Here is a 22,799-nt window from a genome sequence, read left to right as displayed (position 1 = left end):
GCGATGAAGAAGACGCCCCAAGACGAACTCAGCCCCGAGCGCCGCACCTTCCTCAAGGCCGGAGCCGGCTTCATGGGCTCCCTGCTGCTGGGAGGCATCCCCTTCAAGGCCGTGGCCCAGGCGACGAACCTGGCCGCGCCCGACCGCTGCTTCGTGTTCGTGTACTTCAGCGGCGGCTGGGACCAGCTGCTCGCCTTCGACCCGCGTGACCCGGCGGTGTTCACCGCGGACCGCGTCTCCGAGACGCGCATCATGCCGGGCTACAACCTGCTCACGGACTCGGCGTTCGCGCAGACCCCCATCGTCCCCAAGGAGCGCGCGGGCGCCGGCCCCGCGACCATGACCTTCGGGCCCGCGGTGGGCGCGCTGTCGGACCACTACGACCTGATGACGGTGGTGCGCGGCATCAACATGAGCACGCTCACCCACGAGGTGGGCTACCGCTACTTCCTCACCGGGAAGATGCCCATTGGCAGCGCGGCGCGCGGCTCCTCCACCGCGACGGAGATCGTGGGCCAGATGAAGCCCACGGTGCCCATCCCGTCCATCGCCCAGGGCGTGGAGTCCTACAACGACCGCTACGGCGGCTACGCCAACGCGCTGCGCGTCAGCGGCCTGGCGGACCTGGTGCTCACGCTGGATCCGCCCAGCGCGGCGCGCCAGCTGGACAGCGAAATCGAGAAGAGCCTCATCGACCTCAACGGCCAGCCCATCACCTGCGAGGAGCAGGCGCTCACCGCGCGGGGCGTGGGCACGTCGTATGAGAGCAGCCGCGCCCAGATGCAGACGGTGATGGAGAACAAGCTGTCGGACTCGTTCCGCTTCCAGCTGGCGGCCAACCAGTCCGTGCGCGACTTCTACGGGCTCAACAACCAGGCCTACCCGTACAACAGCGCCGCGGGCCGCGCCGCCATGGTGGCCACGGCCCTGAAGAAGGGCATCAGCCAGTGCGTGTCCATCAACCTGGCCGGCGGCCTGGACACCCACTTCGGCACGCAGCAGACGCACGCGACCAACCAGCGCGCGGGCTTCAACGCGCTGAACCTGCTGGTGAATGACCTCCGCCAGACGGCGCACCCCGGCGGCGGCAACTTCATGGACCACACCACCATCCTGGTGTTCAGCGAGTTCGCTCGCACGCCCACCATCAACGCCACCGGCGGGCGCGACCACCACCTGTCCAACAGCTGCCTGCTGATGGGCGCGGGCATCAAGCACAACCTGGTGGTGGGCCGCAGCGGTGACATCGGCATGTCGCCGGGCACGGTGGACCTGCGCACCGGCGCCAACGACCCGAACGGCTCCAACATCTTCCCCGAGCACATCATCGCGACGGTGCTGGCCTCGGCGAAGCTGGACTACAGCATCACGCGGGTGGACCCGCTGCGGTTCATCCTTGCCTGAACCTTGATGAGCACTCCCCTCATGCGTCCCCGGCCGCGCCACGGTTCCCCCACCGTGGCGCGTTTCCTCCCCCCCTCGCTCCTGCTGTTGTCCGCGGTGCTGTTCTCCGCGTGCGGCGAGGACGCACCGCCGGGCAGCGACCCGGCGAAGCCCGCTTCATTCACGGCCACCCAGGTCTCCACGGCGCAGTCCCTGGCCGCGGTGCCCGGCTTCGCGGACCAGTCCGGCGGCGGCATCTTCGCCACCGCTGACGGCGCGGCCGTGCGCCTGCGGTTGGACGGCACCAAGGCCGCCCTCGCCGCCCACCCGCGGAACACCGCGACGCCAGGCGCCGTGCGCGCCACCTTCCGCCTGGGGCCGCACAGCGCCCTGGTGGAGACGGACAGCGGCCTGTTCCTCGCGGACCAGGGCTGGCTGATTGAACCGCTGTGGCAGGAGGTGCTGGGCACCGGCATCGTCGCCACCGCGCAGACGGCGGACGGCGCCGCGTGGATTGCCCACCCCACGGGCCTGTTCCAGATCCAGGGGGGCGTGCTCGCGTCGCTGAAGCTGTCCGGGCAGCCGCTCACCGGCATCACCACCATGACGGCCGCGCCCGCGGAGGACGGCCTCCCGGGCCTGTGGTTCGCGCGCGAGGGCAAGCTGAACGTGGTGGTGGCGTCCGCGCCGGGCGTCTACCAGGTGCGCGGCACGGACGCGCCGCTCGCCGGCGGTGAGACGGTGCAGACGTTGGCCGGGCTGAGCGCCGGCACGGGCACGGCGGGCGAGACCTGGGTGCTCACCAGCACCCGCCTGATGCGCCGCAACACGGACGGCTGGAGCACCGTGGCGCTGCCGTCGCGGCCGGAGCAGCTCTTGGGCGCGGGGCGCTACCTCTGGGCCCGCGCGGGCGACCGGCTCTACACCTACGACGCGGACGCGAAGGTCTGGGGCGTCGCGGAGGGGCTGCCTTCCGGCTCCGTGACGCTCCTGGCTGCGGACGAGAGCGGCTGCGCGTGGGTGCGCGTGGGCGACAAGGCCATGGCCGTCAGCCAGACGCCCGCGCCGCGCGTGACGGGGATGCACCAGGGCATGCTGGTGGTGGAGGAGGGGCTCGTCGTCCAGGCCCACCTGCCGCCGGGCAGCACGCCCAAGAGCGTCCACTTCCAGCTGGAGGGCCAGGAGGTCCAGGCGACCGGGCCCGCGTACAGCTTTGGCGGCCTGGAGGCGGACGGGGAGACGCTCAAGGCGTTCTCCTTCGCCAGCCTGCCGCCGGGCGGGCACACGCTGGCCGTGGTGTCCCGCTTCGAGGACGGCACGGAGGCGCGGCGGAACCTGCCCTTCACCTACCAGCCGCTCACCACCACCCCCAGCTACGCGCGCGACATCCGGCCCATCCACGAGGCCCGCTGCGCCAAGTGCCACACCACCAGCCCCGGCCGGCCGCTGAACACCTACGAGCTGTGGAAGTCCAACGCCCAGCTCATCAACGCGGCGGTGCGCGACCTGCGCATGCCCGCGGACGGGCCGTTGGATCCGCAGGGCATCGCCCTCATCCAGCGCTGGGTGTCGTCCGGCGCGCTGCCCTGACGCCCCCTGCTTCACGACGGCTTCTCCTGATTGCATGCGCCCGTCCTCCTCCCCGGGAGGACGGGCGCCCCCTTCCGAGGCACCCCCATGAAACGTCTCATCCGCGCGGCCCCCCTCGCCGCGCTGCTGACCCTGGGCTGTGACGGTGAGCTCAAGCCCGCCGAGCAGCTCCCCTACGTGGGCCCGTGCGACGGCCTCGCCCCGCTGACGCTGTCGGCGGAGCCGACGACGGTGCGCTCCGCGGGCGTGGCCACGCTGACGGCGGGCGGCGGCAGCGGCCACTACAGCTTCCGCGCGGAGCCGGGCGGCTCCTCCGGCGACATGCGCGGCAACCGCTTCGTCGCGGGCGCCACGCCCGGCGAGGACACGCTGACGGTGGTGGACGACCAGTGCGGCGGCGCCACCAGCGTGCGGGTGAAGGTCATCGCGGGCTTCGGCGTCGCGCCCGCGCGCGCGATGCTGCGGCCGGGCACGTCCTTCCAGATTGCCCTCGAGGGCCTGGTGGGAACGGCGACCTTCACGCTCACCACCAACGGCTCCGGCGCCACGCTCACCGACACGGGCGTCTACACGGCGGGGCAGGTGGAGGCGCAGGACGTCCTCACCGTGCGCGACACGAAGTCCGGTGACACGGCGGTGCTCCAGTACACCGTGAGCAAGGCGGCGAAGCTGGTGGGCGACCCGCCGTACCTGGGCGTGCCGGCGGGCTCGTCCGCGCCGCTGGGGACCTCGGGCGGCACGGACCGCGTGACGTGGACGAAGAAGTCCGGCCCCGGCTCCATCGTGAACGGCCGCATCGTGGTGGCGGCGGGCGCGTCCGGCACCATCGTGCTGGAGGCGAAGGACGCCTTCACCCCCGACGTGGCCACGGTGTCGGTGCGCGTGCTGGACGAGCTGACGCGGCCCCTCCTGGCGCACGGCAAGCTGTCGGACGTGGCCACGCTGGTGACCGCGGACTTCGACGGTGACGGCATCCAGGACCTGGCGGTGGGCCAGCGCGAGAGCGAGCTGTCGCGCCCCACGGGCGGCGCGGTGTTCGTCTACAAGGGCAGCGCGTCCGGCCTGCCCGCGAAGCCCACCTGGGTGTTGATGGGGGAGACGGAGGGCGCGCTCTTCGGCGACATGCTGGCCGCGGGCGACCTGGACGGTGACGGGCGCGCGGACCTGGCGGTGTCCTCGCCGGGCGCGGACGTGACCATCGGCGACTCGGGCGCGGTGTACCTCTACACGTTCAAGGCGGGCCAGGCGCCCGCGCTGCTGAGGCCCGCGCTCACCGGCCTGGGCCGCGGCGGGTTCGGCACGGGCCTGGCCATCGCGGACGCGGACGGCGACGGCGACCTGGACCTGTTCGTGGGCTCGCCCGGCGGCGACCTGTCCACCCTCTCCGGCATCAGCCGGCGCGGCGTGGTGGACATCTTCACCCTCACCAGGGGACAGCCCATCCCGGACCTGCCGACGGTGCGCCTGGGCGGCCAGGACCTGGAGGCGAGCGGCAAGTTCGTGCTGCGCAGCAACACGGAGCTGGGCCGCGCGCTCGCGGTGGCGGACCTCAACGACGACGGCCGCCCGGACCTGGCGGCGCTGCACCGGCTGACCCGCTACAACGCGGACGGCAGCACCAACGGCCAGCAGATGGCCGTGGCGGTGTACTTCGCGCGCGCCTCGGGAGCGCGCTACCGCTCCGCCGCGGACCTGTACGTGCTGGCGTCCAACACCGCGGTGGAGACGCTGAACAACGAGGGCACCTGGCGCCTGGGCACCATCCCCGGCGAGGGCAGCCGGCCGCCGTTCCTCGTGGTGATGGCGGACAAGGCGGACTCGCCGGACCTGCGCACGTCGGGCGGCGTGGCGGCGCAGCAGGACGCGGGCGGCGCATACCTGTTCGACCTGCGGGGCGCGAAGCTGGTGGACGACCCGGCGGCGGTGAACCCCCCGACGGTGGCGCTCTCGAACGCGTTCGCGCGCTTCTATGGCGACGCGCGGAGCATCACCGCGACGCGCAGCTGGGCGGTGATGGACGTGGACGGCACGGCGGGGCCGGAGCTGCTGCTGGGCGCGCCGTACGCGTCGGTGACGGTGGGCACGACGACGCTGGGCAACGCGGGCAAGGTGCTGGTGTTCCCGCTCACCGGCCTGGCGAAGGACACGGTGATGAACAAGCCGCTCGCGGCCCTGGGCGGCGCGGCGAAGTCGGAGGTGCTGGGCGCGGGGCTCGCGGCGTGGACGCTGCCGTCCGGCCCGGTGCTGGCGGGCTTCTCCGGCCGCGCGTCGTCCGCCACGGGCGCCTTCACCGGCCGCGTGGACGTCTTCACGAAGGCCGGCGCGACGGTGGCGGACTGGACGCGCAGCGGCCTGGACGTGACGGCGAAGGCCAGCGTGGAGCGCTTCGGTGAGTCCGTGGCGGTGGCCCGGCTGGGCAGCCGCGTGATGGCGCTGGTGGGCGCGCAGGGCTTCTCCGGCCCGGGCCCCAACAACGACGGCGCGGACCTCACCGTGGGCCGCGCGTACACCTTCGACACCGCGGAGCCCGGCAAGGCCACCGTGGCGGGAGAGGGCGCCAGCTCCCCGTGGTACGGCGGCCGCAACGTGGGCGTGGACGTGGCGTTCACGGACTTCAACGGCGACGGCCGGCCGGACCTGGTGGCCGGCGCCACGGGGCTCGTCATCCCGGCGACGAACTCCGCCGCGACGGAGCGCGACCCCTACGTGCAGAACGCCTGCATGACGACGAGCACGCAGTCGCTGGGCGGACTGCTGGTGTCGGCGGGGCAGGCGGACGGCACCTTCAAGCCGGCCTGGCGCGTGTTCGCGCCGTCCGTGGTCGCCACCTGCGACGACGCGGCGGCCACGAAGTGCAAGCGCACCACCATCGGCCGTGGCGTCGTGGGCGGCTTCGACTTCAACAACGACGGCAAGGAGGACCTGGCCGTGCTGCGCGACCGCGGCATGGACGTGTTCCTGGGCCGGGCGCCGGAGGACGCGTCGCTCGCGAAGCTCACGCTCGCCTGCGACCCCGCGTACTCCTGGCCGTCCACGCCCATCGTCTGGCCGCCCGCGCAGTGGAGCACCACCTCGCTGCCGCAGACCTCCGCCATCGCCTCCATCGGCGACCTCAACGGGGATGGCTGCGACGAGGTGGCGTGGCGCTACTCGGACAACACGCACTCGGGCATCGTGATTGCCTATGGCCACGACGCGGGTGGCACGCGGTGCGGGGGGCGCACGACGGGGGCCACCGTGCGCATCGCGGGCGACGCGGAGGTGTCGCGCGCGCTGATGAACCTGGGCGTGGCCACCACGCGCGCGGGGCGGTTCCTGGGAGACGCGCGGGACTTCCTCGCGGTGAGCGCCAACAACTACCTGGTGGACGGCGTGAGCCAGCAGGCGGTGCTGCTCATCCCGACCTCCGCGCTCACCCCCCCCGCCTCCGGTGAGAAGCTGCTGGACGTGGTCGACCTGGCCCCGCTGAACCTCACCTGGCGCGCCCGCGCGGTGAGCTTCGGCACGTCGCTGTCGGGCGGCAGGGACCTCACCGGCGACAGCATCCCGGACCTGTGGGTGGGCGCGCCCAACGCGTCGGTGGCCGCGGACGGCGACGGCGCGGCGTTCCTCTTCGCCGGCGGCGCGAAGTCCACGGGCCCGCTGTCGCCCTTCCTGCTGGTGGTGGGCGACGGCGCCGAGCGCTCCTTCCTCGGCCAGTCCATCTCCGTCGTCCCCGGCTCCGGAGGCTCGCCGCCCACGGCCGTCATCGGCGCGCCGAGGAGCTACCGCACCGGCACGCAGAACGGCACGGCGTACTCGCTGCCGCTGCCGTTCTGAGTCACGGCCTCACGCCGCGGGCGGGGCTTCCGGAGGCACCTTCGCCTCCGGGGCCTCGTCGCGGTTGGCGAGCGCCGCCGCCGTGAGGATGAGCGCGCCGCCCGCCAGCAGCGACGGCGTGAGCGGCTCGCCCAGGAGCGCCACGCCCAGCGTCACCGCCACCAGCGTGTCCAGCAGCGCCATGGCGCCCAGCGCCGCCAGCGAGATGCGCGGCAGCAGCCAGTACAGGCACTGGTAGGTGAGCACCGTCCCGCCCAGCGCCAGGTACAAGAGCGCGCCCACCGCCCTGGGCGTCCAGTGCGCCGGCTGGTTCCACTCCAGCAGCGCGGACGCGGAGAGCAGCAACACGGCGCTGCTCAAGGTCTGCACCAGCGTGAGCAGATGCGGCGGCACGTGTGTCATGTGACGGCGCAACAGCACGTTGGCCACCGCCACCACCGACGCCGCGAACAGCGTCATCAGGCAGCCCAGCACCACCTGCCCGGAGAAGCTGAGCGACGCCAGCTCCTGGTGCTGGAGGGCCACCACGCCCGTCAGGCCCAGCGCGGCGGCGAAGAGCTTGCGCGCGGTGAGGTGCTGATCCGGAAAGACGATGCGGCCCACCAGCAGCAGCCACACGGGGAAGGTGGAGAAGAGGAGCGCGGACCAGCTGGAGGGGATCCACTGCTGCGCCACGAAGAGCAGGCCGAAGGGCACCGCGAGCTGGAGCACGCCCAGCCCCGCGATGCGCCACCCCGTGCCGCCCCCCAGCGCCGTCCCGCGCGAGCGCGCGAAGGGCAGCAGCGCCACCCCGGCGACGAGCATGCGCGTGCCCACGAAGCGCAGGGGCGGCAGGTCCTCCAGCCCCACCTTCACGGCGGCCCAGGTGGAGCCCCAGAGGATGAAGCAGGTGGCGTAGGCCAGGGACACCTTCCACCGCGGCGCGGGCTTCGCGGCGGGGGTCACGACGGTCACGGACGACATGGCGGCGCGGGCAGTAGCACGCGCCGCCCCCTTCCGGGAAACATCCGCTCAGGGAGCGGCGCGTCAGCCGTCGGCTCACTCGTCCGGCAGCAGCTGCTTCACGCGGAGCACGGGCGCGAACAGGTCCCCCACCGCGTCCAGGCGCTTCTTCAGCGTCTCCAGGCGGAAGCGGTGCGGATCCAGGCGGCCGTTCACCTCGCTCCAGTCCAGCGGCGCGGAGAAGGGCGCGCCCTCCACGGCGCGCAGGGAGTAGGGCGCCACCACCGTCTTGCCGCGCGCGTTCTGGCCCGCGTCGACGTAGAGCCGCCCGCCGCGCCCGCGGATGGAGCGCTCCGTGGTGGCGATGTCGCCCAGCTCCTCCTCCAGCTCGCGCGCCCGCGCGTCCGCGAACGCCTGGGTGCGCGCGTAGGTGTGGCCCGGCGCCAGGGGTACCAGCACGTGCAGGCCGCGCTTGCCGGACGTCTTGGGGAAGGACTTGAGGCCCAGCTCGTCCAGGCGCGCGTGCAGCAGGGTGGCCACCTTCACCACGTCCTTCCAGCCGCCGGTGCCGGGGTCCAGGTCGAACACCACGAAGTCCGGCTGCGCCAGCCGGGGCGCGTGCGACAGCCACATGTGCAGCGTGAGCGCGGACTGGTTGGCCAGCCACAGGAGCGCGGACGTCTCCTTCACGTTCACGTGGCGCAGCGTCTTGTCCTCGTGGCGCACGCGCAGCGTGGGCATCCACGCCGGGATGCCGGACAGCTCGTGCCGGAAGAAGCCCGGCGCCTGGATGCCCGCGGGCCACTGCTGGTGGGACAGGGGCCGGTCCGCGAGCACGGGCAGCAGCAGCGGCGCCACCTGCTCGTAGTAAGCAAACACGTCCGCCTTCGTCAGGCCGGACTCGGGGAACAGCACGCGGTCGCCGTGCGTGAGGGCCACCTCCGGCGCGCGTGCGGACTTCGCGCGTGTCGCCTTCGCGGCGGGCGCCTTCCGGGTCGCGGTGCGCGCGGCGGTCTGCGCCGGTACGCGGCGCGAGCCCCTGCGCGCGGCGCCCTCGATGGGGGCCGGGTGCTCCCGCACGACCTCCTTGGGCGCCTTGTCGATGCGCAGCCCCTGGAACACGGGGTGGCGCAGGCGGCCGTCCTTCGTCCACTCCGTGAAGTTCACCTGGGCCACGTACTTCGGCTTCACCCAGACGGTGTCCGTGTTCGTGGGCGCATCCACGGCGGACGGCTTCTTCACGCGCGTGGCGTCCAGCAGCCAGCGCAGCTCGCGGCGGTCCTCGGACGTGTAGCCCGTGCCCACCTTGCCCACGTCGTGGAAGCCGTCCTTGCCGCGCACGCCCACGCGCAGCGCGCCAATCTCCGACTTCGCCCGCTCGTTCTTGATGGGCAGGTACCCCAGGATGACGACCTCCTGGCCCGCGACCACCTTCAGCTTCAGCCAGTCCCCGGAGCGCGTGCCCGTGTAGGGCGCGTCCTTGCGCTTGGCGATGATGCCCTCCCACCCCTTGCGCCGCGCCTCCAGCAGCGCGCGCGACAGCGACAGGTCCAGCTTGTCGGAGAGCTGCAGCGGCGGCTTCACGGAGGCCATCAGCCTCTCCAGCCGCGCGCGGCGCTCCTCGTAGGGAAGCTCGCGCAGGTCCTCGCCGTCCAGCCACAGCAGGTCGAAGACGACGAAGCGCTGCTCCGCGCCTTCCTCCGTGTGCTGCAGCAACTGGAAGCGCGAGCGGCCCTTCTCGTCGAGCGCGACGACCTCTCCGTCCACCACCACGTCGCGCGCGGGCAGCTGCCGCAGGCACGCCGCGAGTCGCGCGAAGCGGCCCGACAGGTCGTTGCCCCGGCGGCTCTGGAAGGCGAGCTTCCCGCCCGTGACGGCGCACACCGCGCGGAAGCCGTCGTACTTCACCTCGTAGGCGTGCGTCTCGTCGTGCACCTCGTCGGACACCGCCAGCCGCGCCAGCATGGGCGGCCACACGCGCTCCAGCAGCTTCTCCGGCGAAGACGGTGGGCGGGCCGCCTTCGAGGGCTTGCGCACGGTCTTCTGGCGGCGGGCCCCGGGCACCGCGCGCACGGGCGCGGCGGGCTTCTTGTGGCGCAGCACCCCTGGCTTGCGCGGGCCGTGCGTCTTCACCTGGCCGCTCTTCACGGACTCGGGGCGCTCCACCGTGACGTCGTAGCCGGGCTTGGCGTACTCATCCTTCGCCTTGAAGAAGAGCCACTGCGCCTTGCCGCCGCGCGGACGCGTGCGGATGAGGTGCCAGCGCCCCTTGAGCTTCGCGCCGTGCAGCAGGACCTCCAGGTGCCCGCGCTTCAGCTGCGTCGCGGCATCGCCGGGAGGCACGACCTCGAAGGTGCCGGACTCCCAGAGCAGCGAATCACCGCCGCCGTACTGCTCATCCGGGATGTGCCCCTCGAAGTCCGCGTAGGAGCGCGGGTGGTCCTCCGTCTGGACCGCGAGCCGCTTCACCGCGGGGTCGTGGCTGGGGCCCTTGGGGATGGCCCAGCTCACCAGGACGCCGCCAATCTCCAGCCGCAGGTCGTAGTGCAGCCGGGTGGCGTCGTGCTTGTGGATGACGAAGACGGGAGCGCTCGACTTCGGGGCCCTCACGTCCGGGGACGGCTCGGGCGTCAGGTGGAAGTCACGCTTCGTCTTGTAACGGCGCAGCCGGCGCTGGGTGTCTGAAGTCTTCACCCTCCAACGCTCTGCACAGGAGAGCGGGCGCGCAATTCCTCACATCGGTTGGTGAGCAGGCAGGGAGGCAGGCGCTCCTCGCGCGGACCTCGCACCTGATTTTCCGGCCACATCCCCGGAATGGCCCCAGGCAGCCCGCTCGCCCTGGGCTCGAAGGAGGGGTGAGGCAGGGGACGGCGGTTGGTTCCGGGAGGATGAATCCCCACATTGTTCGGGCCCGAGCATTCGCATTCCCGGTTGGAGGAGGCACCCCATGGCCAACAAGTCCGAAGTGGATCGCCTGCACAGCCTGGCGCAGCTCGATGCCGACGCCGTGGGCGCGTACGACGTGGCCATCGCCCGCATCGGACCGGCCCTGGTGCGCGAGCGCCTCAACCACTTCCGCGCGGACCACCTGCGCCATGTGCAGGACCTGAACACGCTCATCCGCCACTTCGGGGGGGAGCCGGTGACGCTGCGCCCGGACCTGAAGGGCTCCGCGATGAAGGGCCTGACGGCCATGACGGGGCTGATGGGGACGGAGGCCACGCTGTGGGCCATGCTCGGCAACGAGGAGCTGTTCGACCGGGCCTATGAGCTGGCGCTCCAGTTCGAGTGGACCCCGGAGGTGAAGGTCCTCATCCGGAAGCACCGCGAGGACGAGCGGCGCCACGGCACGTGGATCCGCGACGCGGTGCGCACCCGTCCCTGGGCGCAAGCCCGCGTGCCCTTCATGGACGTCGCCGAAATGGGCGCCTGAAGCCGCTACCGCGCGTCGCGGCGAACTGGCATACGCTGCCGCGCGTGAGCGACATCACTGTCTACCAACCCGACTTCCTGTTCGTGGACGGGCGTTTCCACGAAGGCCGTGCGCTGGCGGTGGGCGCGGATGGCCGAGTGCTCGGCGCGGTGCCCGAAGGGGCGCGCGTGGAGCGGCTGGCGGGGCGGGCGCTGCTGCCGGGGCTCGTCAACGGCCACTCGCACGCGTTCCAGCGGCTCATCCGCGGGCGCACCGAATACGTGGCGTCGGCCGGCGGGCAGGACGACTTCTGGTCCTGGCGCGAGGCGATGTACCGCGCCGCGGAGGCGCTCACGCCGGAGGAGATCCACGTCGCCTCCCGGCAGGTGTTCCTGGAGATGGTGCTCGCGGGCATCACCACGGTGGGCGAGTTCCACTACCTGCACCACCAGCCGGACGGGACGCCCTACGCGGACCGCAACGCGCTGGCGCACGCGGTCATCCGCGCGGCCACGGACGTGGGGCTGCGCATCTGCCTGCTGCGGGTGGGCTACGCGCGCGCGGGCTTCAACGTGCCCGCCAACCCGCGCCAGCGCCGCTTCATCGACGCGGACGTGGACGCGTTCCTGTCCACCACGGAGGCGCTGTCGCACGCGGTGCGCGGAGACGCGCGGGTGAGCGTGGGGCTGGCGCCGCACAGCGTGCGCGCGGTGTCGAAGGACTGGCTGACGCAGGTGGCCCGCACGGCGCCCGCGAGCATGCCCATCCACATGCACGTGGCGGAGCAGCCGAAGGAGATTGAGGCGTGCCTCGCGGAGCACGGCCGCCGTCCGGTGGAGCTGGTGGCGGACGTGGGCCTGTTGGGGCCGCGCTTCACGGCGGTGCACGGCGTGCACCTGACGGACGCGGAGGTGACGCTGCTGGGCCGCGCGCAGGCCACGGTATGCGCGTGCCCGTCCACGGAGCGCAACCTGGGCGACGGCATCGTGCCGGCGGACGCGCTGGTGAAGGCCGGGGCGCGCGTGAGCTTCGGCTCGGACAGCCAGACGGTGGTGGACCTGCTGGACGAGGCCCGTCAGCTGGAGCAGCACCTGCGGCTGGTGCGGCTGCGCCGGGCGGTGCTGGACCCGGGGAAGGGGACGCTGGACGGGCTGGCGGCGCGGCTCTTCGACATGGCCACGGTGCAGGGCTCGCGGAGCCTGGGGATGGGCACGGGCACGCTGTCGCCGGGGGCGCAAGCGGACTTCTTCACGGTGGACGTGCAGCACCCGTCGCTGGTGGGCGCGAGCCCCGCGTCGCTCCTGCCGGGCATCGTCTTCGGGGCGGCGGGAGGCGCGGTGCGCGACGTGGCGGTGGCGGGCCGGCTCCTGGTCCGGGACGGCCGGCACCCGCTGACGGAGGAGAGCGGCCGCGCCTTCCAGCAGCTCGCCCGGCGCCTCTACCCGTAGAGGGGGACGGGGTTCGATATGGCGGGCTCGCCACTGCGTTGACGGCCCATGGCGCGGGATTTTCCGCGGGAGGACGTGGATGCGTGCAGGAGTCTGGCTGTCGCTGGTGATGCTGGTGGGGCTGGCGGTGGGGGGCTGCGCCGGGCGGCAGGACCTGGAGACGCCGGACTACGAGGCCATCTACGACCTGCCGCTGGAGGAGATGTGGCCCCTGGTGCGCGAGTACTTCACGGACGCGCACCTGCCCTACCGCGAGGACCGCGGCAGCCTCGTCCTGGAGACCGAGTGGAAGCAGGAGTTCGGCGGCTCGAAGATCGCCGGCTACTGGCACCGCTACATGGTCATCGGCAAGCGGGAGACGCCGACGAAGAGCAAGCTGTGGATCATCCGCATCACCAAGTCCGTCAACAAGACGCTGGCGCAGCCCGGCAGGCAGCTGGACTGGGGCACGAATCGGGGACTCGGAGGCGACCCCTCGCAGCGGGATCAGTTCTCGCTCGGCAACGGTGATTACTCCATCTCCGTCGAGGACGAGGCGGACCGGCTGGCCTTCCCGGTGGGGGAGAACGCCTTCTACGTGGACTCCGGGCAGGGCACGCGCGACCTGACCATGGAGTGGCGCGTGTTCCGGGGCATCATGCCCAAGCTCGCGAAGAAGCAGCAGGTGAGCGCAGAGCAGCAGGTGGCGAAGGCCCCGGGCGCGAAGGACGCACCGGCGTTCACCGAGTGCGGCCAGTCCATCCTCGGCCTGAAGAAGCAGGCGAAGGCGGGCGGCGTGCTGCTGCTGGGTGAGCTGCACGGCACGCAGGAGGTGCCGCGCTTCATCGCGCAGTCCGTGTGTCAGCTCGTCACGGTGGGCATGCCGGTGACGGTGGGCCTGGAGCTGCCGGTGGAGAACGAGGATCGCATCACCCATTTCCTCCAGAGCCAGGGCGGTGATGTGGACTGGCTCAAGCTGATGGAGGCTCCCTTCTGGCGCAGTCCGTACCCGGACGGCCGGGGCAGCGAAGCGGTGGCCAACATGCTGGAGCAGCTGCGCCAGCTGCGAGCCCAGGGGCTGGACGTGGCGGTGTTCGTCTACGACCACCCGAAGCTCTCCGGGCAGAAGCGGGAGGAGGCGCTGACGCAGACGGTGCTGGCTCAGGTGAAGGCGACGCCACAGCGCTTCCACCTGGTGGTGAGCGGCAACGTCCACTCGCGCACGGCGAAGGGCCTGCCCTGGGACAAGCAGTACCGGCCCATGGGCTACCTGCTGAAGGACCAGCTCGACGACGTCACCGCATTGGACATGGCCTACGACAGCGGCACGGCGTGGATCTGCGCGGCGGATGCGCAGGGGCGCAAGCTGGACTGCGGTGTGAAGAGCGCGAAGGGCAAGGACAACGGCGACCGCTTCTTCGTGCACACCTGGAGCTCCGCGAACAAGGACGGCTACCACGGGGTCTTCTACGTGGGGCACGTGAGCGCGTCCGAGCCCGCCATCCACAAGGGGCTGGGGAATCCGGACGCGGCGCCCGTGCCGGAGTCCGCACCGGGCTTGTAGCTGGCGCGGTGGCGATATGCGCCCGGCGCGCGCGGCGTTCTTCATCACATCGCGGCACGTGATGGAGGCACTGCGAATGCGCTCGATGCTGAAGCTGGGATGGCTGGCGTTGCTCTTGATGGTGGGCTGTGCCGGACGGCAGGAACTGGAGACACCGGACTACGAGGCTGTCTACGACGTGCCGCTGGAGGAGATGTGGCCGTCGGTCCGGCAGTACTTCACCGACGCGCACCTGCCCTACCGTGAGGACCGGGGCAGCATGGTGCTGGAGACCGAGTGGAAGCAGGAGTTCGGCGGCTCGAAGATCGCCGGCTACTGGCACCGCTACATGGTCATGGGCAAGCGCGAGACGCCCACGAAGAGCAAGCTGTGGATCATCCGCATCACCAAGTCCGTGAACAAGGCGCTGTCGCGGCCCGGCAAGGAGCTGGACTGGGGCGCTCCCCGGAGCCTTGGCAATGGCCCTGAGGAGGTCACGGACCTGAGCGTGGAGGACGACGCGGACCGGCTCTCCTTCCCGGTGGGGGAGAACGCCTTCTACATGGAGGCAGGGCAGGGCACGCGCGACCTGACCATGGAGTGGCGCGTGTTCCGCGGCATCATGCCCAAGCTGGCGAAGAAGCAGCCGGTGAGTGCGGAGCCGCAGGTGGCGAAGGCGCCGGGCGCAAAGGACGCCCCCACGTTCACCGAGTGCGGCCAGTCCATCCTCGGCCTGAAGAAGCAGGCGAAGGCGGGTGGGGTGATGCTGCTCGGGGAGCTGCACGGCACGCAGGAGGTGCCGCGCTTCATCGCGCAGTCCGTGTGCCAGCTCGTCACGTCGGGAATTCCGGTGACGGTGGGCCTGGAGCTGCCGGTGGAGAACGAGGCGCGCATCACCACGTTCCTCCAGAGCCAGGGCGGTGAGGTGGACTGGCTCAAGCTGATGGAGGCCCCCTTCTGGCGCAGCCCGTATCCGGACGGCCGGGGCAGCGCGGCGGTGGCGAACATGCTGGAGCAGCTGCGCCAGTTGCGCGCACAGGGCCTGGACGTGGCGGTCTTCGTCTATGACCACCCGAAGCTCTCCGGCCAGCAGCGCGAGGACGCGCTGACGAAGACAGTGCTGGCGCAGGTGAAGGCGACACCCCAGCGCTTCCACCTGGTGGTGAGTGGCAACATCCACTCGCGCACGGCGAAGGGGCTGCCGTGGGACAAGCAGTACCGTCCCATGGGCTACCAGCTGAAGGACCAGCTCGATGACGTCACGGCGCTCGACATGGCCTACGACACGGGGACGGCGTGGATCTGCGCGGCGAACGAGCAAAGCAGCAAGCTGGACTGCGGCGTGAAGGAAGCGAAGGGGAAGGACAACGGCGACCGCTTCTTCATGCACACCTGGAGTTCCGCGAACAAGGAGGGCTACCACGGGGTCTTCTACGTGGGCCACGTGACGGCATCCGAGCCCGCCGTCCTCAAGGGCCTGGGCAACCCGGACGCGGCGCCCGCGCAGGAGTCCACGTCGTCGCTGTAGCGAGCGCGGTGGCGATATGCCCAACGCTCACACGGCGTTCTTCATCACATCGCGGAACGTGATGGAGGCACTGCGAATGCGCTCGATGTTGAAGGTGGGATGGCTGGCGTTGCTCCTGGCGGTGGGCTGCGCCGGACGGCAGGAGTTGGAGACGCCGGACTACGAGGCCGTCTACGACGTGCCGCTGGAGGAGATGTGGCCGTCGGTCCGGCAATACTTCACGGACGCGCACCTGCCCTACCGCGAGGACCGGGGCAGCATGGTGCTGGAGACCGAGTGGAAGCAGGAGTTCGGCGGCTCGAAGATCGCCGGCTACTGGCACCGCTACATGGTCATGGGCAAGCGCGAGACGCCCACGAAGAGCAAGCTGTGGGTCATCCGTATCACCAAGTCGGCGAACAAGACGCTGTCCCGGCCCGGAAAGGAGCTGGACTGGGGCACTGCCGCTGGCCGGACCATTGACTCTGACGGTAGCGGTTCCGAGAACCTGAGCCCTGAAGACGAGTCGGACCGGCTGGCCTTCCCGGTGGGGGAGAACGCCTTCTACATGGAGTCGGGGCAGGGCACGCGCGACCTGACCATGGAGTGGCGCGTGTTCCGGGGCATCATGCCCAAGCTGGCGAAGAAGCAGCCGACGAAGACGGAGCAGCCCGTGGCGAAGGCGGCACCGGCGTTCACCGAGTGCGGCCAGTCCATCCTGGGGCTGACGAAGCAGGCGAAGGCGGGTGGGGTGCTGCTGCTCGGCGAACTGCACGGCACGCAGGAGGTGCCGCGCTTCATCGCGCAGTCCGTGTGCCAGCTCGTCACGTCAGGAGTGCCGGTGACGGTGGGCCTGGAGCTGCCGGTGGAGAACGAGGCGCGCATCACCACGTTCCTCCAGAGCCAGGGCGGTGAGGTGGACTGGCTCAAGCTGATGGAGGCCCCCTTCTGGCGCAGCCCGTATCCGGACGGCCGGGGCAGCGCGGCGGTGGCGAACATGCTGGAGCAGCTGCGCCAGTTGCGCGCACAGGGCCTGGACGTGGCGGTCTTCGTCTATGACCACCCGAAGCTCTCCGGCCAGCAGCGCGAGGACGCGCTGACGAAGACGGTGCTGGCTCAGGTGAAGGCCGCACCCCAGCGCTTCCACCTGGTAGTGAGCGGCAACATCCACTCGCGCACGGCGAAGGGCCTGCCGTGGGACAAGCAGTACCGGCCCATGGGCTACCTGCTGAAGGACCAACTCGACGACGTCACGGCGTTGGACATGGCCTACGACAGCGGGACGGCGTGGATCTGCGCGGCGAACGAGCAGAGCCGCAAGCTGGACTGCGGCGTGAAGGAAGCGAAGGGCAAGGACAACGGCGACCGCTTCTTCATGCACGCCTGGGACTCGCCCAACAAGGAGGGCTACCACGGGGTCTTCTACGTGGGCCACGTGAGCGCGTCCGAACCCGCCATCCTCAAGGGCCTGGGCAACCCGGACGCGGCGCCCGCGCAGGAGCCCACGTCCGGCCTGTAACCGAGGGGCACGGGCGCACTGGCGTCGCGGCGCGGGCGGTGGCATGGAGGTGGCCTGACTGGAGGCCGTCCCATGAGCGACACGCTGCCCGCGCTGCGGGCCACCCTGGCGGAACTGGTGGCGCTGGACACCACGTCCTCGCGCCCCAACGCGCCCCTCATCGACTACGCCCAGGCGCGGCTGGAGGCCGCCGGCTTCACCGCCGAGCGCCAGCACTACACCGACGACGCGGGCGTGGCGAAGGTGAACCTCGTCGCGCGCAAGGGCGACGCCGACCGCGCCGCGCTGGCCCTGGTGGGCCACTCCGACTGCGTGCCCTATGACGCCGCCTGGACGGACGCGCTGCGCCTCACCGAACGCGACGGCAAGCTGTACGGCCGCGGCGCCTGTGACACCAAGGGCTTCATCGCCTGCGCGCTGCACACCGCCACGCGCAAGGACCTGCCGAAGCTGGACGCACCCCTCCTCGTCATCCTCACCGCCGATGAAGAAGTTGGCCTCGTGGGCGCGAAGAAGCTGGTGGCCGCGGGCCTGGGCCGCGCGAAGCACGCCATCGTCGGCGAGCCCACGCGCCTCATCCCCGTGCGCGCCAACAAGGGCTACTGCCTGGCGGAGGTGGAGGTGCTGGGCAAGGAAGGGCACAGCGCGTACCCGGAGCTGGGCGCGTCCGCCATCTTCCGCGCCGGCCGCTTCCTCCAGAAGCTGGAGACGCTGGCCCACACCGTCCTGCGCGAGGACCGCGACGAGGGCTTCCAGCCGCCCTTCACCACGGTGAACGTGGGCCTCATCCAGGGCGGCAAGGCGAAGAACGTCCTGCCCGGCTCCTGCCGCTTCACCGTGGAGTGGCGCCCCATCCCCGGCCAGGCCGCCGAGCGCGTCCCCGAGATGATGGAGCACATCCGCCAGGAGCTCATGCGCGACGAGCCCGCCTACGAGGCGCGCATCAAGGTGCTGCGCATGGACCGCGGCGTCCACACGCGCGGCGACGCGGACGTGGTGCGCTTCCTGGAAGAGGTGAGCGGCAACGCTTCCGAAACGGTGTCCTTCGGCACGGAGGCCCCCCAGCTCACGGAGCTGGGCGCGGAGGCCGTGGTGTTCGGCCCCGGCGACATCCGCGTCGCGCACCAGACGGGCGAGTTCGTCCCCATGGAGGACCTGGTGCGCTGCGAGGCCGCGCTCACGCAGGCGGTGGCCCGCTTCTGCGCGGGCCGCTGAGGGCGCGGCGCTTCAGGGCTTCTTCGGCACGATGGCGTCGACGACCTCGACGTTGCGGAAGCCCTCGCACGCCTCCTTGAGGCCGAGCACGTACTTCAGCGAGCGCAGCTCCAGCGTCAGCTTGCGCCACAGCTTGCGCGGCAGGCTTGGGCGCGGCGCGGGCACGCTCGCCACCAGCGTGCTCAGGTCCAGGTAGTGCGTCGCCGTGCGGCCCATGCCCTCGAAGTCGTGCTCCAGCCCCTGGCTGAGCTTACGCAGCTCCGGCTCCAGGCCCTGGTGCACCGCGTCCGTCATCAGGACGTACTCGGACACGGGCACGTCGTTCTTCAGCATCCGGTGCACCAGGATGACGTCCACCCCCGCCAGCTCCGTGAGGTGCTTCACCTTCTGGAAGGCCACCTCCCCGGCGTGGGCCACGAACTTGAGCGTCAGGGCGCCCACCTGCGTGCACCCGTCACACCGGCACATGCGGTCGATGACGAGCTGCTCCTTGCGGGCCAGGAAGGCCCGGCGGATGGCCGCGACCTGCCGGGCCACCGGCGTGACGTCGTCGCCCACGGCGTAGAAGAAGGCCGCGTCGCCTTCCAGCTTCGCCAGCTTGAACCGGCCGGACGCGTCGATGACGGCCTCCAGCAGCTGCGCCACCGTGTCCTGCGCGTGCGCGAGGCCGAAGCGGTGCTGCCGCATGAAGCGCGTGTAGCCGCCGATGTCCGCGATGAGCAACAGCGCCTTCTCAATCGCCATTCGGCGGCCAGCCTAGCTGAAGTCCCCCCGCGTGCGTCAGTGCCGGGGCAGCGCGCAGGTGCCCACGTCGCGCAGCAGCTTGTGCGCCTCCGCCAGCAGCGCGTGCCCCTTCACCTCCGCGGGCACGCGCGCGATGAGCTTCATGTCCGGCGTCAGCCGGTAGAAGCCCTTGGAGCGCTGCACCAGCCCCGCCACCTTCGCGCCGTCCAGCAGCGCGTCGCCGCCCAGCGCCAGGGACAGCCGGCCGGGGCCCGCCTCCAGCGCGCGCAGCCGCAGCTCGCGCATGTCGATCTTGAGGAGCGTCACCTCGGAGAGGGCGTCCACCTCGTCGGGCGCCTCGCCGTAGCGGTCCACCAGCTCCGCGCGCAGGTCCGTCACCTCGTCCGGGTGGCTGGCCTGGCTGAAGCGCTTGTAGAACACCAGCCGCTGGTGCACGTCCGCCACGTAGTCGTCGGGGATGAGCGCCGGCATGGGCAGGTTGATGTCCGGCTCCACGTGCACCTTGGGCGGCATGCCCTGGAGCTCCGCGACGGCCTCCTCCATCAGCTGCGCGTACAGGTCGAAGCCGATCTCCGCGATGGCGCCGGACTGCTTCTCACCCAGCAGGTTGCCCGCGCCGCGGATCTCCAGGTCGTGGCTGGCGATGGAGAAGCCCGCGCCCAGCTCCGTGAAGTTCTGGAGCACCTCCAGGCGCCGCTGCGCGTCCTTCGTCACCGGCCGGCGCGTGGGCACCAGCAGGTACGCGTACGCGCGCTCCTTGCTGCGGCCCACGCGTCCGCGCAGCTGGTAGAGCTGCGCCAGGCCGAACTGGTCCGCGCGGTTGACGATCATCGTGTTGGCGCTGGAGATGTCGATGCCGCTCTCGATGATGCTCGTGCACAGCAGCACCTGGAACTTGTGCTCCGTGAACTGGAGCATCACCTTCTCCAGCTGCCCCTCGCCCATCTGGCCGTGCGCCACGCCGATGGAGACGTTGGGCAGCAGCTTCCTCAGCTCCTGCTCCATGGAGGGCAGGGATTCCACGCGGTTGTGCACGAAGAAGACCTGGCCGCCCCGGGCGATCTCCCGCTCGACGGCCTCCTTGATGGCGGCCTCGTCGTACTTCATCACGAAGGTGCGGATGGCCCGGCGGTCCTGCGGCGGCGTGGCGATGATGCTCATGTCGCGCACGCCGGACATGCTCATGTGCAGCGTGCGGGGAATGGGCGTCGCCGTCAGCGTCAGCACGTCCACCTGTGTGCGCAGCCGCTTGAGGGCCTCCTTCTGCTTCACGCCGAAGCGCTGCTCCTCGTCCACCACCAGGAGCCCCAGGTCCTTGAAGGACACGTCGCCCGCCAGCAGCTTGTGCGTGCCGATGACGATGTCGACCTTGCCCTCCTTGGCGCGGCGGAGGATGTCGCGGATCTCCGGCGGCTTGCGGATGCCGGAGATCACCTCCACCGTGACGGGGTAGTCCTTGAAGCGCTTCTTGAACGAATGGAAGTGCTGCTGCGCCAGCACCGTGGTGGGCACCAGCACCGCCACCTGCTTGCGGTCCAGCGTGGCCTTGAAGGCGGCGCGCATGGCCACCTCCGTCTTGCCGTAGCCCACGTCGCCGCAGACGAGCCGGTCCATTGGCTGCGCCTTCTGCATGTCCGCGAGCACGTCCTCGATGGCCTTCGCCTGGTCCGGCGTCTCGTCGAACTCGAAGTCCGCCTCGAACTGGGCGAAGTAGCGGTCCGGCGGCGCGAACGCGTAGCCCGGGTGCGCCTTGCGCGCGGCGGCCATCTGCAGGAGCTCCGCCGCCATCTTGAGCAGCTGCTCCTTGACGCGCTTCTTCGTCTTCTCCCAGCTCGTCGTGCCCAGCTTGTCCAGCTGGACCTTCTCCGGGTCCCCGCCGGTGAACTTCTGGATGAGCCGCATGCGGCCCACCGGCAGGTAGATTTTATCCCGCCCCGCGTACTCCAGGACGAGGAAGTCCCCCGGCACGCCCTGCACCTCCATCTTCGTCAGGCCCGCGTAGCGCCCGATGCCGAAGTCGGTGTGGACGATGAGGTCGCCTTCCTTCAGGTCCTTGAAGCCCGCGGCGAACGCGTCCAGCTTCTTGCTGCGCTTGACGCGGCGGCGCGAGCGGACGCCGAAAATCTCTTCGTCCGCCAGCACCGCCAGCCGGCCTTCGGGGTCGGTGAAGCCGTGGCTCACCTCGCCGGTGAACAGGTGCGCCCATATTGCCGGCTCATAGAGCTTCGCCGGGTCCTGCAGCGGCTCTGTGTGCACCTTCACCATCACGGAGCGGTCCAGCAAGAGCCGCTTGAGCCGGTCCGCCTGGCTGAGCGTGCCGCACGCCACCGCGCACGCCACGCCGGTGTCACGCCAGCGCTGGAGCCGCTCCACCAGCGGGGTGAGGGCGCCCTCCTCACCGTGGTGCGCGAGGATGGCCTCGCGCAGGTCCTGCGTCGTGCCGAAGGTGAAGGCCACGGGCGCTTCGGACTGCGAGAGCGACAGGCCTCCGCCCTCCACCACGCGCAGGGCCTTGAGGCCCGCCGCCACGCCCTCGCGCGTGAGGAAGTGGTGCTCCGGCGGGTAGGTGAGGTCCTGGCGCGCGTCCGCCTCCTCCACGCCCTTGGCCAGCTCCGCCCACAGCTCCTCCAGCGCGCGGTCCAGCCCCACCGGGTCGTCCAGGTAGACGACGGGCTCCGGGGCCCACGCGCGCAGGTAGTCGAACACCGTGGCCAGGCCGCCCTCGAAGAAGCCGGGCAGCAGCCCCTCCAGGCCGAAGCCGGGCAGGCCTTCCCGCAGCGCGTCCAGCCGCTCGCGCAGCTTGATGGTGGGCAGGTTGATGCGGTCCGCCACCGCGCGGGCGGCGGCCTCGGCGCGCGGGCGGGTGTCGTCGGTGAGCAGCAGCTCGCGCGCGGGCACCAGGTCCACGGTCTTGAGCGCGTCCACGGTGCGCTGCGACTCCGGGTCGAAGACGCGGATGGACTCGATGGTGTCCCCGAAGAACTCCAGGCGCACCGGCCGCTCGTACAGCGGGCTGAAGACGTCCAGCAGGCCGCCGCGCACGCTGAAGGTGCCCTTGTCCTCCACCAGCGGGCTGTTCTGGTAGCCCATCAGCGAGAGCTTCCGCGCCAGCGAGTCGCGGTCGAAGTCCTGGCCCACCTCCACGCGCTGGGCCAGCCCCTCCATCACCGCCAGCGGCAGCACGCGGCGGTGCAGCGCGCGCAAGGACAGCACCAGCGCGGGGAACGGCGTGCCGCGCGCCAGGTGGAACAGCGCGCCCAGCCGCTCCGTGATGGGGCCCGCCTCCGGCGACAGCTCGTCGTACGGGAGCACCTCGTCCGCGGGCAGGCGCAGCACGCGGGGCTCCAGCAGGCTGCCGGTGCCGCCCAGGAAGAAGGCCAGGTCGTGCGCGAGCGCATCCGCCGCCTCTTCATCCGCGGCCACGCACACCAGGGGCGCGCGCAGCTCGCGGTGCAGGCGGGCGAGCAGGTGGCCGCGCGCCGCGCCCTTCACCCCCTGCGTCCGCGCACGGTGCCCCGCGCGCAGGGAGGCCAGGAGCCGGGCGAAGGCGTCACCGGAGGGAGGGGGAGCGCCGCCGGGCCAGGAGGTGCCGTCGGATTTCGGGGGGAGGGAGGTATCCATTCGAGGGCCCGTGTGGGGGCCCTCGGCTAATTAGGGTGCGCCCTGTCCCAAATCAACGCTGGATGCGGTCACGTGTC

At 71.4% G+C, this 22,799-nt stretch carries 13 protein-coding genes; 9 read left to right on the top strand and 4 right to left on the bottom strand.

Annotation, left to right across the window (positions count from 1 at the left end):
• Nucleotides 1-3 precede the first annotated feature (3 nt).
• From AABA78_RS21935 to AABA78_RS21925, 3 genes are all read left to right on the top strand, one after another.
• Entirely contained in the window at nt 4-1,404 is a 1,401-nt protein-coding gene (locus tag AABA78_RS21935) for a DUF1501 domain-containing protein (RefSeq protein WP_338265369.1), read from the top strand.
• A gap of 54 nt (nt 1,405-1,458) precedes the next feature.
• Nucleotides 1,459-2,973: a hypothetical protein gene (locus AABA78_RS21930; RefSeq protein WP_338265367.1), complete on the top strand. Its 1,515-nt coding sequence runs from the start codon at nt 1,459-1,461 to the stop codon at nt 2,971-2,973.
• Nucleotides 2,974-3,060: 87 nt separating this feature from the next.
• On the top strand, nt 3,061-6,792 hold the full coding sequence (locus AABA78_RS21925) for a VCBS repeat-containing protein (RefSeq protein WP_338265365.1): 3,732 nt from the start codon (nt 3,061-3,063) through the stop codon (nt 6,790-6,792).
• 9 nt (nt 6,793-6,801) lie between these two features.
• Here AABA78_RS21925 and AABA78_RS21920 read toward each other — a convergent pair whose 3' ends face one another.
• The gene (locus AABA78_RS21920) at nt 6,802-7,755 is read right to left on the bottom strand and encodes a DMT family transporter (protein ID WP_338265364.1); all 954 of its coding nucleotides are present in this window, start codon (nt 7,753-7,755) and stop codon (nt 6,802-6,804) included.
• Nucleotides 7,756-7,830: 75 nt separating this feature from the next.
• Nucleotides 7,831-10,428: a DNA ligase D gene (ligD, locus tag AABA78_RS21915; protein ID WP_338265361.1), complete on the bottom strand. Its 2,598-nt coding sequence runs from the start codon at nt 10,426-10,428 to the stop codon at nt 7,831-7,833.
• Nucleotides 10,429-10,681: 253 nt separating this feature from the next.
• Between ligD and AABA78_RS21910 the strand changes: the two genes are divergently transcribed.
• The 6 genes from AABA78_RS21910 to argE all read left to right on the top strand — a co-directional run bounded on the left by AABA78_RS21910 (nt 10,682) and on the right by argE (nt 18,357).
• The gene (locus AABA78_RS21910; RefSeq protein WP_338265360.1) at nt 10,682-11,167 is read left to right on the top strand and encodes a ferritin-like domain-containing protein; all 486 of its coding nucleotides are present in this window, start codon (nt 10,682-10,684) and stop codon (nt 11,165-11,167) included.
• A 44-nt stretch (nt 11,168-11,211) separates the two neighbouring features.
• Nucleotides 11,212-12,594 carry a formimidoylglutamate deiminase gene (gene hutF, locus AABA78_RS21905; RefSeq protein WP_338265357.1) on the top strand — a complete coding sequence of 461 codons (1,383 nt, stop codon included), beginning with the start codon at nt 11,212-11,214 and terminating at the stop codon, nt 12,592-12,594.
• 79 nt (nt 12,595-12,673) lie between these two features.
• Nucleotides 12,674-14,137, top strand: coding sequence for a hypothetical protein (locus AABA78_RS21900; protein ID WP_338265355.1), 1,464 nt, complete (start codon nt 12,674-12,676; stop codon nt 14,135-14,137).
• A gap of 76 nt (nt 14,138-14,213) precedes the next feature.
• Nucleotides 14,214-15,644: a hypothetical protein gene (locus AABA78_RS21895; protein ID WP_338265353.1), complete on the top strand. Its 1,431-nt coding sequence runs from the start codon at nt 14,214-14,216 to the stop codon at nt 15,642-15,644.
• Nucleotides 15,645-15,720: 76 nt separating this feature from the next.
• The gene (locus AABA78_RS21890) at nt 15,721-17,142 is read left to right on the top strand and encodes a hypothetical protein (protein ID WP_338265351.1); all 1,422 of its coding nucleotides are present in this window, start codon (nt 15,721-15,723) and stop codon (nt 17,140-17,142) included.
• A 72-nt stretch (nt 17,143-17,214) separates the two neighbouring features.
• Nucleotides 17,215-18,357 carry an acetylornithine deacetylase gene (argE, locus tag AABA78_RS21885; RefSeq protein WP_338265349.1) on the top strand — a complete coding sequence of 381 codons (1,143 nt, stop codon included), beginning with the start codon at nt 17,215-17,217 and terminating at the stop codon, nt 18,355-18,357.
• Nucleotides 18,358-18,369: 12 nt separating this feature from the next.
• Here argE and AABA78_RS21880 read toward each other — a convergent pair whose 3' ends face one another.
• The gene (locus tag AABA78_RS21880; RefSeq protein ID WP_338265347.1) at nt 18,370-19,101 is read right to left on the bottom strand and encodes a DUF2652 domain-containing protein; all 732 of its coding nucleotides are present in this window, start codon (nt 19,099-19,101) and stop codon (nt 18,370-18,372) included.
• A gap of 36 nt (nt 19,102-19,137) precedes the next feature.
• On the bottom strand, nt 19,138-22,722 hold the full coding sequence (gene mfd, locus AABA78_RS21875) for a transcription-repair coupling factor (protein ID WP_338265345.1): 3,585 nt from the start codon (nt 22,720-22,722) through the stop codon (nt 19,138-19,140).
• Between the last annotated feature and the right edge of the window lie 77 nt (nt 22,723-22,799).

The sequence above is a fragment of the Corallococcus caeni genome (assembly GCF_036245865.1).
Taxonomy (GTDB): Bacteria; Myxococcota; Myxococcia; order Myxococcales; family Myxococcaceae; genus Corallococcus; species Corallococcus caeni.
Note: the sequence above shows the minus strand (reverse complement) of the source record. Positions and strands in the feature narration are given on the sequence as shown.

Coding starts and splice junctions, on each gene's coding strand:
- AABA78_RS21935 (WP_338265369.1), top strand. CDS start 4: ATGAAGAAGACGCCCCAAGACGAACTCAGCCCCGAGCGCCGCACCTTC.
- AABA78_RS21925 (WP_338265365.1), top strand. CDS start 3,061: ATGAAACGTCTCATCCGCGCGGCCCCCCTCGCCGCGCTGCTGACCCTG.
- AABA78_RS21920 (WP_338265364.1), bottom strand. CDS start 7,755: ATGTCGTCCGTGACCGTCGTGACCCCCGCCGCGAAGCCCGCGCCGCGG.
- AABA78_RS21910 (WP_338265360.1), top strand. CDS start 10,682: ATGGCCAACAAGTCCGAAGTGGATCGCCTGCACAGCCTGGCGCAGCTC.
- AABA78_RS21900 (WP_338265355.1), top strand. CDS start 12,674: ATGCGTGCAGGAGTCTGGCTGTCGCTGGTGATGCTGGTGGGGCTGGCG.
- AABA78_RS21895 (WP_338265353.1), top strand. CDS start 14,214: ATGCGCTCGATGCTGAAGCTGGGATGGCTGGCGTTGCTCTTGATGGTG.
- AABA78_RS21890 (WP_338265351.1), top strand. CDS start 15,721: ATGCGCTCGATGTTGAAGGTGGGATGGCTGGCGTTGCTCCTGGCGGTG.
- argE (WP_338265349.1), top strand. CDS start 17,215: ATGAGCGACACGCTGCCCGCGCTGCGGGCCACCCTGGCGGAACTGGTG.
- AABA78_RS21880 (WP_338265347.1), bottom strand. CDS start 19,101: ATGGCGATTGAGAAGGCGCTGTTGCTCATCGCGGACATCGGCGGCTAC.
- mfd (WP_338265345.1), bottom strand. CDS start 22,722: ATGGATACCTCCCTCCCCCCGAAATCCGACGGCACCTCCTGGCCCGGC.